This is a genomic window from Dactylosporangium cerinum (assembly GCF_042653625.1).
GTDB classification, from domain to species: domain Bacteria; phylum Actinomycetota; class Actinomycetes; order Mycobacteriales; family Micromonosporaceae; genus Dactylosporangium; species Dactylosporangium cerinum.
Genome location: NZ_JBHSIU010000008.1, coordinates 40,646 through 56,290, shown reverse-complemented (window position 1 = coordinate 56,290; position 15,645 = coordinate 40,646). Strand labels below are relative to the sequence as shown.

Sequence of the window (15,645 nt, the reverse complement as noted above, 5' to 3'; positions counted from 1 at the left end):
GCAGCCAAGGTAACCCTCAGCCGTGCTCGCCGACCTTGCGGACCTCGACCTCGACCTCGTCGAACAGCGCGGCGAAGCGCTGGCCCCACTCGACGGCCTCGGCGTGGTCGCGGACCTGGACGATCGCGAACCCGCCGATGACCTCCTTGGCCTCGGCGAACGGCCCGTCGACGACGGTCTGCTGACCGTTCTTGACGGTGATCGTGGCCGCGCCCGCGGAGCTCGGCAGCAGCCCCTCGGCGGCGAGCAGCACGCCCGCCTTGTTGACATCGGTCATGAACTCGCCCATCCGGACCAGGAACTCCGGGGTCGGCGACCACTGGGCCGGGTCGGCGTCGTTGAGCTTGTGCATCAGCATGTACCGCATCGCGAATCTCCCGTTGTAGGTGCTGTCACCAACGCGTCGAACGGTGCCGTCCGGCTTCGACATGATCCTGGAAATATCTCAGCTCGTCCGCCGCGTCCCCGATCTCGCGGCGCAGGACCGGGTCGAGCCCCGCCCGCGCCAGCAGCGCCCCGGCGAGTTTCAGCGATCGGCCGGCGTACCGGGGGAACGCCTGCCGCACCAGCAGCATCGCGAACAACTGGTAGCGGCCGGCCACCATGGCGGGCGCGTCGGCGAAGAACCGCTCGACGTAGGGGTCGGTGAGGGCCTCCTGGCCGGGCTGCCAGAAGCCGGTCGCGGCCGCGAGCGCGATCCGGGGCCGCTCGTCGCGCACGATCCGCTCCCAGGCGTCGGCCTTCGCGGCGGCGTCGGGGCGGGCGGCGCGGCACGTGGCGGCGTGCAGGGCACCGCCGGTGCTCGGGTCGCGGCGCTCCTCCGCGGCGATGTCGGCCTCGCCGGCGCCGCCGAGCGCGACGAGCCGGCCGAGCACCTGCCACCGCAGCTCCTGCGTCACGACCAGCCCGGGCGGCCCGGCCGTGACGCGGGTCAGCACGTCGTCGGCGCGGTCGTGTCCGGCGTGCCCAGGGTGCCCAGGGTTCCCGGCGGGCCCGGTTTCGACGGCCGGGGCGTCGGTGAGCACGTTGATCGGGTCGTCCGCGAGCCAGTCCGCGAGCAACGCGACCTGGGCCGGCCCCGCGACGGTGGTCAGCGCCGTGGCGAGGGCGAACTGCCGCCCGCTGCGCGGTTTCGCCGCCGACAGCCCGGCGGCGCAGATCGCGGCGAGCGGGCCGAAGGGCACCAGCCCGCGCCCGGCCAGGCTGTCCCGGGCGAACCCGAGGACCTCGACCAGCACGCTGGTCTCCGCCTCACCCGCCAGGGCGGCCTCCAGCAGCGCCAGGAAGTCCTCCGGCGGCAGTTCGCCGTCGTGGGTCGCGTCCATCGCCGCCGTCCACAGCTGCGCCCTGGCGAGCGGGTCGGTGACCGCGGGCAGGACCGACGGCAGCGCGGCAAGACCCGCGGCGTCGAGGCGCACCTTGGCGTAGGTGTCGTCGCCGGCGTTGAGCAGCAGGACCGCCCCGGCGGGCAGGTCCCCTTCCAGGTCTGCCGAGCCCCCGTCGAGGGTGACGTCGCCGCGACGGACGACGGTGCCGGTCCGGTCATACACCGCGGTCCGGAACCGGTGCGGGCGCAACGGTGCCCCGTGCTGCTCGACGCGCCCGGAGACGGCGCGCAGCGTGTTGACGCCGGTGGTCCGCAGCCACAGATCCGCCCAGCCGGTGAGATCTGTGCCGGACACCTCGCCGAGCACGGCGAGGAAGTCGGCGAGGGCGGCGTTGCCGAAGCGGAACCGCTCGAAGTAGACCCGCAGCCCGGCGAGGAACACGTCGTCGCCGAGCAGCACCGAGAGCTGCCGCAGCGCCGCGGCGCCCTTGGCGTAGGAGATGCCGTCGAAGTTCAGGAACGCCGCGGTGGTGTCGGCGACGTCGTCGGGGGCAACCGGATGGGTCGACGGGCGCTGGTCGGCGAGCATGCCCCAGCGCTTGCGCCACACCACGAACCCGGCCGCGGCGGCCGGGTAGCGGCCGGTCTCGGCGGCGACCCGCCAGCCCATCAGCTCCGCGAACGCCTCGTTGAGCCAGATGTCGTCCCACCACCGCAGGGTGACCAGGTCACCGAACCACATGTGCGCCATCTCGTGCGCCATGATCACGAAGCGGCGCTGCAGCTCGTAGTCCGGGGCCGCGGTCCGGAACAGCAGCTCCTCGCGGTAGTTCACCATGCCCGGGTTCTCCACCGCGCCGCCGGCGAAGTCGGGGACGAACGCCTGGTCGTACTTCTGGAAGGGGTACCGGATGCCGAACAGCTCGTGGTAGCGGTCGAAGCTCGCGGCTGTGGCGGCGAACAGCGCATCGGCGTCGCCGTCGAGCTGCGGCGCGAGGGACCGGCGGCACAGCAGGCCGAGCGGGATGCCGTCGTGTTCGGCGGTCCGCACGTGCCAGGGCCCGGCGAGCACGGTGAACAGGTACGGCGCCAGGGGCGGGGTCGGCTCGAAGGCCCAGTGCCCGTCGTGGGCCTCCCGCAGCGGTGCGTTGCCCCGCACCGTCCACTGTGGAGGAGCGGTGACGGTCAGGGTGATGGGCGCCTTCAGGTCGGGCTGGTCGAAGCAGGCGAAGATGCGCTGCGCCTCGTCGAGGGGCGCCTGCCCGTAGAGGTACGTCGCGCCGTCGGCAGGGTCGACGCTGCGGTGCAACCCCTCACCCGCGGTGGAGTACGCCGCGGTGAACGTCACCTCGAGCCGGTTGGCGGCGAGCAGCCCGGCCAGCGGCAGGCGGTTGCCGTCGACCGTGTCCGGGTCCAGCGCCCGACCGTTGAGGACGATGCGGTCGGGCCGGGCGTCCTTCAGCTCCGCGAACGTGGTGGCGCCGAGGTCGGTGCAGCGGAACTCGACGACGGTGCGGGACGTGAACGTCGACGGGTCGGTGACGTCGAGGGCGACCTCGTAGCGGTCCACCCGGAGCAGTCTGGCGCGGGCCTCGGCTTCGAAGCGGGTCAGGCTGGGCATGCCACCGAACCTACCCGGGGATCGCCACCTCACGAGGCGAGTCGGCGGCCGCGCGTGCCGTCACCCGGCCGGCCAGCAGCGCGCCCGCGACGGCCGGGAGCAGCGCGATCAGGAACGCGGCCAGGTAGGCGACCGGCCCGGCGGTGACCAGCGCCGCGAACACCGACCCGCCGACCGCGAGGACCACGGTGGTCAGCAGCGAGTCGGCGACCGACAGCGCCGAGCTGTTGACGCCCTGCTCCCCCGGCGGGGACAGCTGCAGGACGAGCGCGGCGACCGTCGGGGACGCCAGGCCCATGCCGAACCCGGCGACGCACCAACCGGCCACCACGACCACGACGGGGACGGCGGGGGCGACGAGCGCGACCGCGGACAGCACCCCGAGCGCGATGCCGGACAGGCCGACCCGCAGCCGGACGGCCGGGGTGAACCGCTGCCCCTGACGGGCCTGGATCCAGGACCCGGCGGACCACAGCAGCGCCCCAGCGGTGAGGGTGAGCCCGGCGAGGGACGGGGTGAGTCCGCGCTCGCGGGTGAGCAGCAGCGGGATGAACACGTCCGCCTGCATGAACGCGGCGCCGGCGAACCCGCGCACCAGGATGACGGTGGGCAGCCCGCGGCCGCCGGTGAACGTCCCGGCGGGCAGCAGCCGCGGCCCGCAGACCGTGACGACCAGCAGCCCGGCGCCGATGGCCGCCAGTTGTCCGCTCTGCCCGCCCCAGTGCAGCAGCAGCACCCCACCGGCGACGCCGAACGCCCACGGCACGCGGCTGTTCGTCGGCGTTTCGGCAACACCGTCGATCGGGCGCAGGTGGGGCTGGATCACCGCGGCGACCGGCAGGGTCGCGATGGCGATGAGCAGGAAGACCCAGCGCCAGCCGAGGTGTTCCACGATGAGCCCGGCGACGGCGGGCCCGACGACGGCCGGCAGCACCCAGGCGGCGGAGAAGGCGGAGAAGACCTTCGGGTGGGCGGCGGCGGGGTACGCGCGACCGACGACGACGTAGAGCGCGACCGTGATGAGCCCGCCGCCGAAGCCCTGCACGAGCCGGCCGGCGATGAGCGTCCAGATGTCCGGGGCGAGGCCGGCGAGGAGCAGCCCGAGGCTGAACAGCACGACCCCGACGAGGGTCGGGACGGCCGGGCCGCGGCGGTCGCACCAGGTGCCGGCGGCGACGGTCGCGACGATCCCGGTGGCGAACGGACCGCCGAACGCGAAGCCGTAGAGGGCGAGGCCGTCGAGGGCCTGCGCGACGGTCGGCATGGCCGCCGTCACGGCCACCGCCTCGAAGGCGACGAACGTGACGAGCGTGACCATGCCGACCGTGAGCGCGTTGCGTTTCTGCACGTGGTTACCGTGCTACTTCAACAGCACTTCAGGTCAACCCAGCGGCGCCTCCACCACCCACGTGGTGTCCGCCACGTAGTTGGCCGGGTTGTCCGAGGGCCGGGCGCCGCCGTTCGAGGCGATCCAGAGCTCGGTGGCGTAGTGCCGCAGGTACATGTCCGGGAAGTTGTAGGACTGGAACCGCACCCCCGCCTTCGCGCAGAAGGTGGCGTCGGCGGCGAAGACCGCGGAGCCGTCACTCGCCGCGAGCTTGATCCGGTAGTCGTTGTGGCGCAGGTACCGGCCGGGGAAGTTGCGCGACTCGAAGGAGTAGCACGTGTTGTCGGCGAGCCCGGGCACGATGTTGAACGTCGCGTCCTGCCGGTCCAGCGTGGGAGACCCGGCGCTCACCTGGCTCAGGATGCCGAGGCTGGACTGGTGCCGCACGTAGCGGTCGGTGAAGCCCGGCGTGGTGGCCCGCACCGAGTGGAAGCCCGCGGCGATGGTCACGTCGCTGCGGAACCAGGGGGTGCCGATCCGCCAGGTGGTGTCGGCGGCCCAGTTCGTGGCGCTGTCGTAGGCGTTCGTCCCGCCGTTGGCGGCGATCCAGACCTCGGAGTTGTAGTGCCGCAGGAAGCGGGTCGGGAAGTTGTACGACCGCAGCGAGACACCCGTTCCGCTGCTGCCGTCGGCGGCGCAGAAGGTGGCGTCCGCGGCGAAGAGCGACGAGCCGTCGTCGGCCGCGAGCTTGACCCGGTATGCCTGGTGCCGCAGGTACTGCCCGGGGAAGTTGCGCGACTCGAGGGAGTAGCAGGCCGCGCTGGCCAGGCCGGGGCGCAGCACGAACGACGCGTCGAGCTTGTCGGCGGCGGAGCTGGCTGTGCTGATCACCGACGTGACGGCGAGGTTGCTCTGGTGGCGCAGGGTGCGGTCGGTGTACCCGGGCGTGGTGACCCGCAGCGAGACGCCCTGGCCGACCGGCAGGATCGAGGTGGCGCCGCCGGTCGTCGACAGCTGGATGACCGTCACGGAGTTGGCCGGGAAGTTGTGCGTGAAGCTCGCGCCGGCGGCGCGGGTCGTGGTGGTCGGCACGATCGCGGTCGGGCTCGTGATCGAGTTCCGGCCGTTCGGGTCGCCGGTGAGGGTCGTGACGGTCGCGGTGCCGCCGACGCTCGCCGCACCGGTCACGTTCACCTGCGTGTCCACTGTGGACGTGGAGCGGTTGACGACGGTGACGTACACGGCGCCGCCGGTGGTGCGGGTGGCGACCTGGGTGAGGCCCGTGCCGCCGCTGAGCGTGGTCGGGACCACGTGGTCGCCGACTCCTGCGCCGAACATCTTCTGCACGTAGTAGGACGGCGACCCGAACGAGCTGACCGCGTTGAAGCCGATCAGGTTCGACGACCACTGCCAGTTGTCCACCGAGGTGAGCGCCGGTGCGTAGGCACCGCCGATGACGAGGTCGGCATTGCGCACCATGCCGGTCATGAACGCGGCCTCGGCGAGCGCGCCGGACAGCGTGCCGGTCGGGTTGCTCGACGTGCCGTTGGTGACGCCGTACTCGCCGACGAGGACCTTCGGGCCGTTGCGGTCGGCGCCGTCGTAGCGGGTGGCGAGCGCGGCGAAGGCGTCTGGGTCGTTGTTGTAGTAGTGGTCGTCGATGACGTCCATCGGCCGGCTGGTGACGGCCCGGGTCGCGATGATCTGCAGCTGCGGGTATCGGGCCTTGATGGCGTCGTAGAGCATCGGGTACCGGTAGGCGTTGTAACTGTCGGTGCCGTCGAACCAGTCCTCGTTGCCGATCTCCACGTAGCGCAGCGGGAACGGCGCCGGGTGCCCGTCCGCGGCCCGCCGGGCGCCCCACGTGGTGCCGGTGCCGCCGGTGACGTACTCGATCTCGTCGAGCGCCTCGTCGACGTACTGCTGCATCTCGTTCTGCGGGGTGACGCTGCCGTTGAGCGTGTAACCGGCGAACACCCCGAGCATCGGCTCGGCGCCCGCCTGCTCGGCCATCTGCAGGTAGTTGAGCAGGCCGAACTGGTCGGTTGACCAGTAGCCCCAGGCGTCGTTCTGGTGACCGGGGCGCTGCTCGACCGGCCCGATGGTGTTCTTCCAGGCGAACCGGTTGGCGATCACGGCGCCTTCCAGGTAGTTGCCGCCCGGCACCCGGAAGAAGCCGGGATTGGTGTCGGTCATCAGCTGCTGCAGATCGCGGCGCAGGTTGCCGGTCGGCTGGAAGGTGGGGCCGATCGCCTGGACGACGTTGAGCCAGACCTGCTGCCCGGCGCCGACGCCGTTCGCGGCGATGACGAACCGGTTGGCGGTCGACACGGGCGCGCCGGCGCCGGTGGTGAGCGTGGTGGTGAACCTCTGCCAGCCGGTGCCGAGGCCCGACACGCTCGACGTGGCGTGCACGGGGCCGCCGGTGCTCTCGATCGTAACCGTGAGCGGGCCGGTGAAGCCGGCGGTGGCCCGCGCCCAGAACGCGACCTGGTAGGTCGTCGACGGCCGGACCCCGATGCCGTAGAAGCCGCTGTTCGCGGCGCCGACGCGCTGACCGGCGCCGTTGGTGCCGACCGTGAGCCGCAGGGCGCGCTGGTTGGCGGGGTTGAGCGGGCCTGCGGTGTCCGCGGCGATACCGCCGCTGCCCCCGCCGCCGGTGATCAGCGACCAGGAGGAGGGCGGGTTGGCGTTGCCCTCCCTCATGGTGCTGTTGCGCACCACGTTGGCGTTCAGGCCACCCTCCATCGAGTGGTTGATGTCCTCGATGATGTGGCCGAACTGGTACGGCCCGACGGCGGTGGTGGTGTGCCCCGCGTCGACGGTGAGGGTGGCGGTGGCGGCGTGCGCCGGCGTGATGGACACCACGATGGCCATCGCTGTTAGCGCTAACACAACCGGGGTACGGATTTTCTTCACAGTCAGACTCCTAGGGGCTGGCGGGCTCCGGCGCTCAGCCTGACCGTCGTCGGGGCAGCCAGTCAAGTCCCTGGATGTTAGCGGTCACGTCCCGGACGCATTTCATCGCCTGTTGACATGCACTCCGCGCCGGGGTCAACATGTGTTGGCCAACAGTTGTTGACCTACCGTGGGAGATGCCATGAAGACCGTCGTCGTCGGTGCCGGGCCGACCGGACTGCTGCTCGCCGGCGACCTCGCCGCCGCGGGTGTCGAGGTGACCGTCCTGGAGCGCCGCGCCACCGACTCCAACCTGACCAGGGCATTCGGCGTGCACGCCCGGACCCTGGAGCACCTCGACGCCCGCGGGCTCGCCGACGACCTGGTGGCGACCGGGACGCCGGTGTCCCGCCTGCGGCTGTTCAACCGCATCAAGGTGGACCTCGGGACGCTGCCGACCCGGTTCCCGTTCCTGCTGATCACCCCGCAGTACCACGTGGAGCGGCTCCTGGAGCGGCGCGCGCTGGACCTGGGCGCCCGCATCGTGCGCGGCGCGACCGTCACCGGCGTCGAGGCGGACGCGGTCCTGACAGGCGGCGACAGCTACGAGGCCGATTACGTCGTGGGCGCCGACGGCGTGCACAGCGCGGTCCGCGAGGCGATCGGCATGCCGTTCCCGGGCAAGGCCGTGCTGCGCTCGATCATGCTCGCCGACGTGCGCCTCACCGACGCGCCCGAGGACGTCCTCGCGGTGAACTCGGTCGGCGACGCGTTCGCGTTCGTCGCGCCGTTCGGCGACGGCTGGTTCCGGGTCTTCGCCTGGGACCGGCTCGCCCAGCAGCCGGACAGCGCGCCGCTGTCCCTCGACGAGGTCCGCGACGTGACCCGGCGGGCGCTCGGCACCGACTTCGGCATGCAGGAGGCGCGGTTCCTGTCCCGGTTCCACAGCGACGAGCGGCAGGTCCCGCAGTACCGCTCGGGCAACGTCTTCCTGGCCGGCGACGCCGCGCACGTGCACTCGCCGGCGGGCGGGCAGGGCATGAACACCGGCCTGCAGGACGCGGCGAACCTGGCGTGGAAGCTGGCCGCCGTCGCGCAGGGCTGGGCACCTCCGGGGCTGCTCGACTCGTATCAGACCGAACGCCACCCGGTCGGTGAACTGGTGCTGCGCAGCAGCGGCGGCCTGATCCGCCTGGCGATGCTGCACTCACGGTTTTCGCGGGCCGGCCGCGACCTGCTCGGCGGGGCGCTGCTGCACGTGCCGACGATCATGCGCAAGGCCGCCGGCACCGTGTCCGGCATCGGCATCGACTACCCGGGCGCGCCCCGGCAGCCGGATGTCCTGCTCTCGACGGGTTCGCGGGTGTACGAGCTGCTGCGGGCCGGACGGCACGTGCTCCTTTCGCCCTCTCCTGTTCCTGGTTACGAAGACCGCTTGGTCCACGGGGTGAACGACCGTTTTGTCCTCGTCCGGCCGGATGGACACACCGCCTGGACGGACACAGAGCGGGACCTTCCGGTCGCGCTGCGGCGCCATCTGGGCCCGCCGCGGTGATCCGCGACACCACGCTCTTGACATGGGAGCGGTGATCCATGTGTCATGCCGATCACAAAGCGGTTCTCGGCGGGTTGCCGCCGCTCTCCGGCCGTCATCACGGTCCGGATTGCGGCGCACACGGGGACGACGGATTCGCTTGCGAGACGTGCCGGGCCCCGCGCCGCCACGGGGGGCCCGGCACCTCGCTTCAGTTGTGTCCGAGCTTGGGTTTGTCGCCGGCTTTCTCCACCACCACGAACTGGCCCATCATGCCCTCGTCCTCGTGCCGCAGGACGTGGCAGTGGAACATGTACGCGGTCGTCGGGTCGGCGTAGTCGGCGAACCTGGCGATGATCTCGTAGCGCTTCCCCGGTTCCAGGAACAGCGTGTCCTTCCAGCCTCCGAGCTCCGGCTGGGGTGCGGCCCCGTCCACGGACAGCACCTGGAACTGCACGTCGTGGATGTGGAAGCTGTGCGGCGTGTCGTGCCCGTTGGCGACGCTCCACACCTCGACGGTGTCCTTGACGACGACGGCGTCGACGCGGTCCATGTCCATCCGGTCGTCGTTGATCTCCCGCCCCTGGAACGTGAACGTCCGCCGCTGCGCCGCCTGGCTTGGGTCGAGCCTCTCGATGTCGGCGAGGTGCTGCGGCACCTTCAGTTGGTTTGGTTGTGCGCCCAGCTGGTTCGGTTTTGCGCGCAGTTGCAGGACGTCGAAGGCGTCCCGGCCGCCCTGGAACCGGCCCAATCCGGTCGGCGCGCTGCGCAGCTCGACCCGCTCACCCGGCCGCATCGCCACGACGACCTCAGCCCGCTCCCCGACCGACAGCCGGACGGTTTCGGTGGGGTACGGCGCCGACAGGAGCCCGCCGTCGGTGCCGATCAGCTGCATCGGCCGGCCGTCGGACATCGTGAAGTCGTAGACCCGCGCGGTCGAGGCGTTGAGCAGCCGAAGCCGGACCAGGCTCGTCCGCACGTCCAGGAACGGCGCCGGCGTGCCGTTGACGAGGATCTCGTCGCCCAGGATGCCGATGTCGCTGAGGAACCGGTCGCTCATGCTCAGCTGCCCGCCGTCGAAGTTCTTGTCCTGCACGATGACCGGGATGTCGTCGACGCCGTACTCGTGCGGGAGGTCGTCTTGTTCGTCGTCTTGTTCTCTGTCTTGGACGATGAACATGCCGGCCAGGCCCCGGTACACCTGACGTTCGGTGAGGTCGCTCGGGTGGGGGTGGTACCAGAGCGTCGCCGCCGGCTGGTCCACCGTCCAGGCGGCCTGGTAGTCGCCGCCGACCGGGATCGGGTGGTGCGGCCCGCCGTCGACCTTCGCCGGCAGGTGCATGCCGTGCCAGTGCACGGTCGTCGGCTCGTTGAGCCGGTTGTGGACGTTGACCTTGATTTTCTGGCCGCGCTCGGCCCTGAGCGTCGGGCCGAGGTAGGCGCCGTTGTACCCCCACGTCCGGGTGCTCCTGCCGTGGCCGAGGTCGCTGTCGCCGGGCTCTGCGGTGAGGTCGAAGACCCGGGTGCCGTTCGCGTCGACCGTCGACTCGGCCAGCGGCGGGATCTTGAGCGGCCGGTCGAACGCCACCTTGCCGACGGTGTCGACACCCCCGCTGGTCAGGAGCCAGGTGACCGCCGCGACGCCGCCCCCGCAGAGCAGGAGCAACACCCCGAGCCCACCGAGAAGCCACTTACGCACCGTCGTCCCCCCTCAATAAGTAGCGCTGCTACATGTAGCTTGCCTGCTGTAGGGGGTTCTGACATTGGGGGTTGTCCCTGAGGTTTTCCCGGATCTCGTCCCGGCGCCGCCCGGCGATACTGAGCGGGTGGTTATCGACGCCTACGTGACCTCGCTCGGCGCCGCGCTGCGCGGCCCCCGCGCCGCGAAACGCGAGCTGCTGACCGAGGTGCGCGACAGCCTGCACGACGCCGCCGCGCACTACGAGTCCACCGGCCTGCCCGCCGCCACCGCGGCTTCGCTGGCCGTGGACGAGTTCGGCGCCGTCCACGAGCTCGCCCCCGACTACCAGCGCGAGCTCGCCCTCTCCCAGGCCCGCCGCACCGCCCTCTTCGTCGCCGCCGCGATCGCCGTCCAGCAGGCGATCTCCGAAGTCGCCTGGCGCTCCGCCGCCACCACCTGGACCTGGCACCCCGGCAGCGGCTACATGTTCCTGGCCCGCACCGTCGACTACACCGGCTACACGGTCGTCGTCGTCGGCCTGCTCACCGCCCTGGCCTGCGGCATCGGCAGCCGCTACGTCACCGTCGGCCGCACCTTCGTCCGCGCCACGGGCATCGCCGCGATCGCCATCTGCGCCTTCTTCGTCCTCGGCGGCACAGCCCTCTCCCTGCTCAGCCCCGCCTGGCACACCACCGCCACGAACACCTCGCCGCTGGCCCTGACCACCTCCGCCATCACAGCCGCCACCCCACTGTGGATGGTCCTGTCCGGCCTCCGCTGCCTACGCGCCGCCTCCCCCCGCCCATCCCTCTCCTGACGCCCCTCACGGCTCAGCAAGATGGCCGGGGACCAGTCCCCACAGAACACCCCCCCGCACGGACAACCACCCACGGCCCCGCGACGCGGAGGACCGTCGCACGGGGGTGTGCGCCCCGAGCCAAACGACGCGGAACCAAGCCCCGGAGACCGCCGGCGCGAACCAACCGGTGTGCAACACCCGAACCGCAGCCGGAGTCACAGCAGGCCCAGAACGGAACCCGCCCCCGCCCCCACCGCACAGCCAACCACCCTCACGAAGCCTCGCCGCGAAACAGGCTGCATGAATCACGGCGGTCCAGCAGAGCCAAGCGCGCAGAGACCCACCGCCGAGGAGACAACCGCCCGGAGGACCACGCTCGGAGGACCACCGCCCGGAGGATCACCGCCCGGAGGATCACCGCCCGGAGGATCACCGCCCGGAGGATCACCGCCCGGAGACCCGATCGCCCCGGAAGACGCGCCATGCGGCGACCCGACCACACCGAGATCCGGCCGCGTGATGACTGACCGCTCGGAGCACCCGCCGTGCGGAAGCTGACCGCGCAAGCCCCTCCGCTCGGAGAATTCCCCATGGCACGACCCGGCGTCGCAGCGGAGACCTGGGCACGCCCGGACCTGGCCGCGCCAAGGCACCACACAAAGACCTGACCGCCGGGCGCCTCCGATGAACTCGCCGAGCGGAGACCTGGTCGCGCAGAGCACCCACCGCGCAGAGCACCCACCGCGCAGAGCACCCACCGCGCAGAGCACCCACCGCGCAGAGCACCCACCGCGCAGAACACCCACCGCGCAGAACACCCACCGCGCAGAACACCCACCGCGCAGAACACCCACCGCGCAGAACACCCACCGCGCAGAACACCCACCGCGCAGAACACCCACCGCGCGGAGAGTTCTCCATGGTGCGACCCGGCGTCGTTGCGGAGATCTAGGCGCACCCGGACCCCGTCGCACCGAGGCACCACCGGGAGACCTGACCGCCCGAAGAACCCGCCGCGCGCAGACCCGGACGCGCAAAACTCGACCGCTCAGAGAACCCGCCGTGCGAGCCCTGGACGCACAGACCTGACCGCTCGGAGCAGCCGCCGTGGCGCGGCCTGGTGTGTTGCGGAGAGCTGGGCGCGTATGGACCTGGTCGCGTCGGGGCGCCGTGCGGAGAGCCGGGCGTGCAGGGATCTGAACGCACGGGGGATCAGCGCACGGAGGGCCCTGCCGCGCGAACGGTGGTGGGGTGCGGGACGCCGGCGTGGTCCGGCAGCGTCCTTTATGGACCTCGGCAAGCTGGCGTGCCGGCCTGGGAACCTGGTCGGCTCGGGGGCGGGATGCGGCACGGCGCATGCCCGGGTGGTGGTTCGGGACGGGGACGAGCAGGTCCGGTGTGTGGTGGGCGCCGTGCGTTGCCGGGTGTGGCGGGTGGTCGTCGCGTGGGGTGACGCCGGCGCCGCGTCGCGGGGCGTCTGGTGCGGTGTGGCTTCCGGGTCGTTGGGGCGCTGTGGCGGCTGGACTCGGTGGTCGTGGAATATCGTTGTTCCTCGACCGTTGGCGGGGGCTGCGCACCAGCGGGCACCGATGCGGGTGTCACGTCCGCCGTGGCCGACGTGGGCGCAGGTGTCGACTGCTCCGGCGCGGGAACAGTCGTCGCGCGCACGTACGCCGGCACGGGACGAGGCCGGGGCGCTGACCCTCCGGCCACCGGCGCGGGTCGCGGGCATGGGTGCTGACCTCGCAGCTGCGGGCACGGGCACAGACGCAGATAGGGGCGCCGACTCCGCAGGCACGGGCGCGGGCAGGGGTGCTGACTCCGCAGCGGCGGGCGTAAGCACAGGCACGGACGCAGGCACAGACGCAGACGCAGGCACAGACGCAGGCACAGGCACAGACGCAGGCACAGACGCAGGCACAGACGCAGACGCAGACGCAGACGCAGACGCAGGCACAGACGCAGACGCAGGCACAGACGCAGGCACAGACGCAGACGCAGGCACAGACGCAGGCACAGACGCAGACGCAGGCACAGACGCAGGCACAGACGCAGGCACAGACGCAGGCACAGGCACGGACGCAGGTGGGGGCGCCGACGCTGCGGGTGCGGGCAGGAGCGCAGACGCCACAGGCGTAGACACAGGTACTGGCGCAGGTGCGGATGCCGCGGGTGTAGGTGCGGACGTCGACGCCGTGGGCGCAGGCAGGAGTGCGGGCGCCGATGCCACGGGCGCGGGTGTATGCGCCTCCCGCGCAGGAAGCGGCACCGGCGCAAACCTCGCAGACGCCGGCACCGGCCGCGCCGGACGAGGCACAGACGCCGGCACCGCCCGCATCGGACGAGGCGCAGGCGTCGGCACCGCCCGCGCCGGACGAGGCACGGACGCCGGCAGCGCCCGCACCAGACGAGGCACCGGCACCGGCCCTACCGGACGAGGCACAGACGCCGGCACCGCCCGCGCCGGACGAGGCACGGACGGCGACCGCGTTGTCCCCGCCGCCTCAGGAAGGGGCAGGGACGCCTGCCCAACAGGCGCACGGGCTGGTGCGGGCGCCGCGACCCGCGCAGGTGTTGGCAGCGGGCTCGCCGGTGCCACAGCGCCCCTGGGCGCCGGTACGCGGCGGGTGGGTTCGGGCCGGGCAGGGAGCACCACGGCTGCCTGTGAAGGTGATGGCCGGTCGGCCTCCGCCAGGGCCCTGTCCGAACGGATCCGGGCCAGCTTCGTCGCGTGCCGGGCGGCCAGGCCGTGCCGGCGGGCCTCCGCGAACTCCGCGCGGGCCCGCAGTTTCTCCTCGCGGCGGCGGCAGAACGCGGCCGCCGCCGCCGCGAGGCGGGCGTCTCCGTCGATCATTTCAGGTGCGGGGATCGCACCGGAATCTGGTGCGTCCAAAGAGAAGTAGGGTCGTGGCACCGCCGCCTCCCCCCGGTAGGCGCTGCCCCCCAATTCTCAAGCGTGCCCACCGCCGCGTCCAGTGGCATGACGCGTTGTGAGCATCCCCGTACCCTCCGGCCCGCAGTGTCAGGGCGTGCGGTCCAGGAAGCCCAGGACCTGGTTGATCCGGCCGTCGGGGGCGATGGTCACCACGTCGAACCCGGCGACCGGTGCAGGCTGGCCGGCCAGGCCCGCCTCCCAGGTGAAGCGGGCCTGGTCGTGGTGGCCGTCGACGGGGCCGCTGCGGGTGATCACGAAGCCGGGGAACTGGGCCTGCACGCCGGCGATCAGCCAGTCGATCTCGCCCGGGCTGCGAGCCGTCGACATGGGGTCGACGAACGTCACGTCGGGGGTGAACAGGGCGTCGATCGCCGCTCGGCGGGCGGTGGGGTCCGTGGTGTTCCAGGCCTCGATGTACTGCTCTACCAGCTTCTCGTATTCGCTCATGCCGGTGACCTTGTCACCGGGGAAGTGGCCTGGTCGATTCCCTCGGAGGTAATGGACAGCGCTCCTACGATTGGATCATGACGCAACCAGTCGGGGTACTGCTGCGGGAGTGGCGGGAGCGGCGGCGGCTCAGTCAGTTGGAGTTGTCGATCCAGGCGGAGATCTCCACGCGGCATCTGAGTTTTGTGGAGACGGGGCGGTCCAAGCCGACGAGTGCGATGATCCTGCGCCTCACGGAGCAGCTGGACGTGCCGCTGCGGGAGCGCAACACGATGCTGCTGGCCGGGGGTTTTGCGCCCGCGTACCCGGAAGGCCGGCTGGACGGTCCGCAGTTGCGGGCGGTGCGTCAGTCGCTCCGGCAGGTGCTGACCGGGCACGAGCCGTTTCCGGCGGTGGTGGTGGACCGGTGGTGGACGATGCTCGACGCCAATACGCCCGTCGGGCTGCTCACCGCCGGAGTGGCGGCCGAGCTGCTGGAGCCGCCGGTCAACGTGCTGCGCCTGTCGCTGCACCCGGACGGGCTCGCGCCACGGATCGCCAACCTGGAGCAGTGGCGGGCGCACCTGCTGGGGCGCCTCGAGCGGCAGGCCCGCGCGACCGGCGATCCGAAGCTGGACGAGCTGCTCGCGGAGCTGACGGCGTACCCGGGCGGCATCGGCCCGACCCCAGCCGCGCATGACGTGGTGGTGCCGCTGCGGATCCGCCACGAGGGCACTGAGCTGCGGTTCTTCGGCATCACCGCGGTGTTCGGCTCGCCGCTGGACGTGACCGTCGCGGAGCTTGCCATCGAGTCGTTCTTCCCCGCCGACGCAGCGACGGCGGACGCGCTGCGAACCTGAGAACAGCGCAGAACACGAAGCCGGACCGTGGCACGTTTCTGGGATTCGGGTGGGTGCGGCCTTCCGTAACGTCATATGCATCGCAAGGCCACACCACACACCACCCACCAGAGGGAGCACATCATGAGCGACTACGACGGCGGCGACACCGGCTACGACGGCGGCGCGGACTACGGTCACGTCGAGACCGGCCAGGAGCACGAGTCCCTGGACCAGCTGCACCAGGTCAACGCCAGC

At 71.8% G+C, this 15,645-nt stretch carries 9 protein-coding genes; 3 read left to right on the top strand and 6 right to left on the bottom strand.

What is annotated here, in order from left to right; translation table 11 throughout:
• Positions 1-16: 16 nt before the first annotated feature.
• The 4 genes from ACFPIJ_RS04980 to ACFPIJ_RS04965 are packed head-to-tail and all read right to left on the bottom strand — an operon-like array spanning position 17 to position 6,471.
• On the bottom strand, positions 17-367 hold the full coding sequence (locus ACFPIJ_RS04980) for a YciI family protein (RefSeq protein ID WP_380113407.1): 351 nt from the start codon (positions 365-367) through the stop codon (positions 17-19).
• A gap of 25 nt (positions 368-392) precedes the next feature.
• Positions 393-2,948 carry an aminopeptidase N gene (pepN, locus tag ACFPIJ_RS04975; protein ID WP_380113406.1) on the bottom strand — a complete coding sequence of 852 codons (2,556 nt, stop codon included), beginning with the start codon at positions 2,946-2,948 and terminating at the stop codon, positions 393-395.
• A 10-nt stretch (positions 2,949-2,958) separates the two neighbouring features.
• Complete coding sequence (locus tag ACFPIJ_RS04970) at positions 2,959-4,296, bottom strand: MFS transporter (RefSeq protein WP_380113405.1); 1,338 nt, start codon at positions 4,294-4,296, stop codon at positions 2,959-2,961.
• Positions 4,297-4,329: 33 nt separating this feature from the next.
• Positions 4,330-6,471 (bottom strand): AbfB domain-containing protein, encoded by a 2,142-nt coding sequence (locus ACFPIJ_RS04965; protein WP_380113445.1) that lies wholly within the window; start codon positions 6,469-6,471, stop codon positions 4,330-4,332.
• 892 nt (positions 6,472-7,363) lie between these two features.
• On the opposite strand from ACFPIJ_RS04965, the gene ACFPIJ_RS04960 reads away from it, so the two are divergent.
• Complete coding sequence (locus ACFPIJ_RS04960) at positions 7,364-8,728, top strand: FAD-dependent monooxygenase (protein WP_380113404.1); 1,365 nt, start codon at positions 7,364-7,366, stop codon at positions 8,726-8,728.
• A 190-nt stretch (positions 8,729-8,918) separates the two neighbouring features.
• Here the strand turns inward: ACFPIJ_RS04960 and ACFPIJ_RS04955 are convergent, their stop codons facing one another.
• Positions 8,919-10,406, bottom strand: coding sequence for a multicopper oxidase family protein (locus ACFPIJ_RS04955; RefSeq protein WP_380113403.1), 1,488 nt, complete (start codon positions 10,404-10,406; stop codon positions 8,919-8,921).
• Positions 10,407-10,533: 127 nt separating this feature from the next.
• Here ACFPIJ_RS04955 and ACFPIJ_RS04950 point away from each other — a divergent pair, with 127 nt between their 5' ends.
• The gene (locus ACFPIJ_RS04950; RefSeq protein WP_380113401.1) at positions 10,534-11,205 is read left to right on the top strand and encodes a permease prefix domain 1-containing protein; all 672 of its coding nucleotides are present in this window, start codon (positions 10,534-10,536) and stop codon (positions 11,203-11,205) included.
• Positions 11,206-14,209: 3,004 nt separating this feature from the next.
• On the opposite strand, the gene ACFPIJ_RS04945 is transcribed toward ACFPIJ_RS04950, so the two are convergent.
• Entirely contained in the window at positions 14,210-14,569 is a 360-nt protein-coding gene (locus ACFPIJ_RS04945; protein ID WP_380113400.1) for a nuclear transport factor 2 family protein, read from the bottom strand.
• A 77-nt stretch (positions 14,570-14,646) separates the two neighbouring features.
• Here ACFPIJ_RS04945 and ACFPIJ_RS04940 point away from each other — a divergent pair, with 77 nt between their 5' ends.
• Positions 14,647-15,408 (top strand): helix-turn-helix domain-containing protein, encoded by a 762-nt coding sequence (locus tag ACFPIJ_RS04940; RefSeq protein WP_380113399.1) that lies wholly within the window; start codon positions 14,647-14,649, stop codon positions 15,406-15,408.
• Positions 15,409-15,645 lie beyond the last annotated feature (237 nt).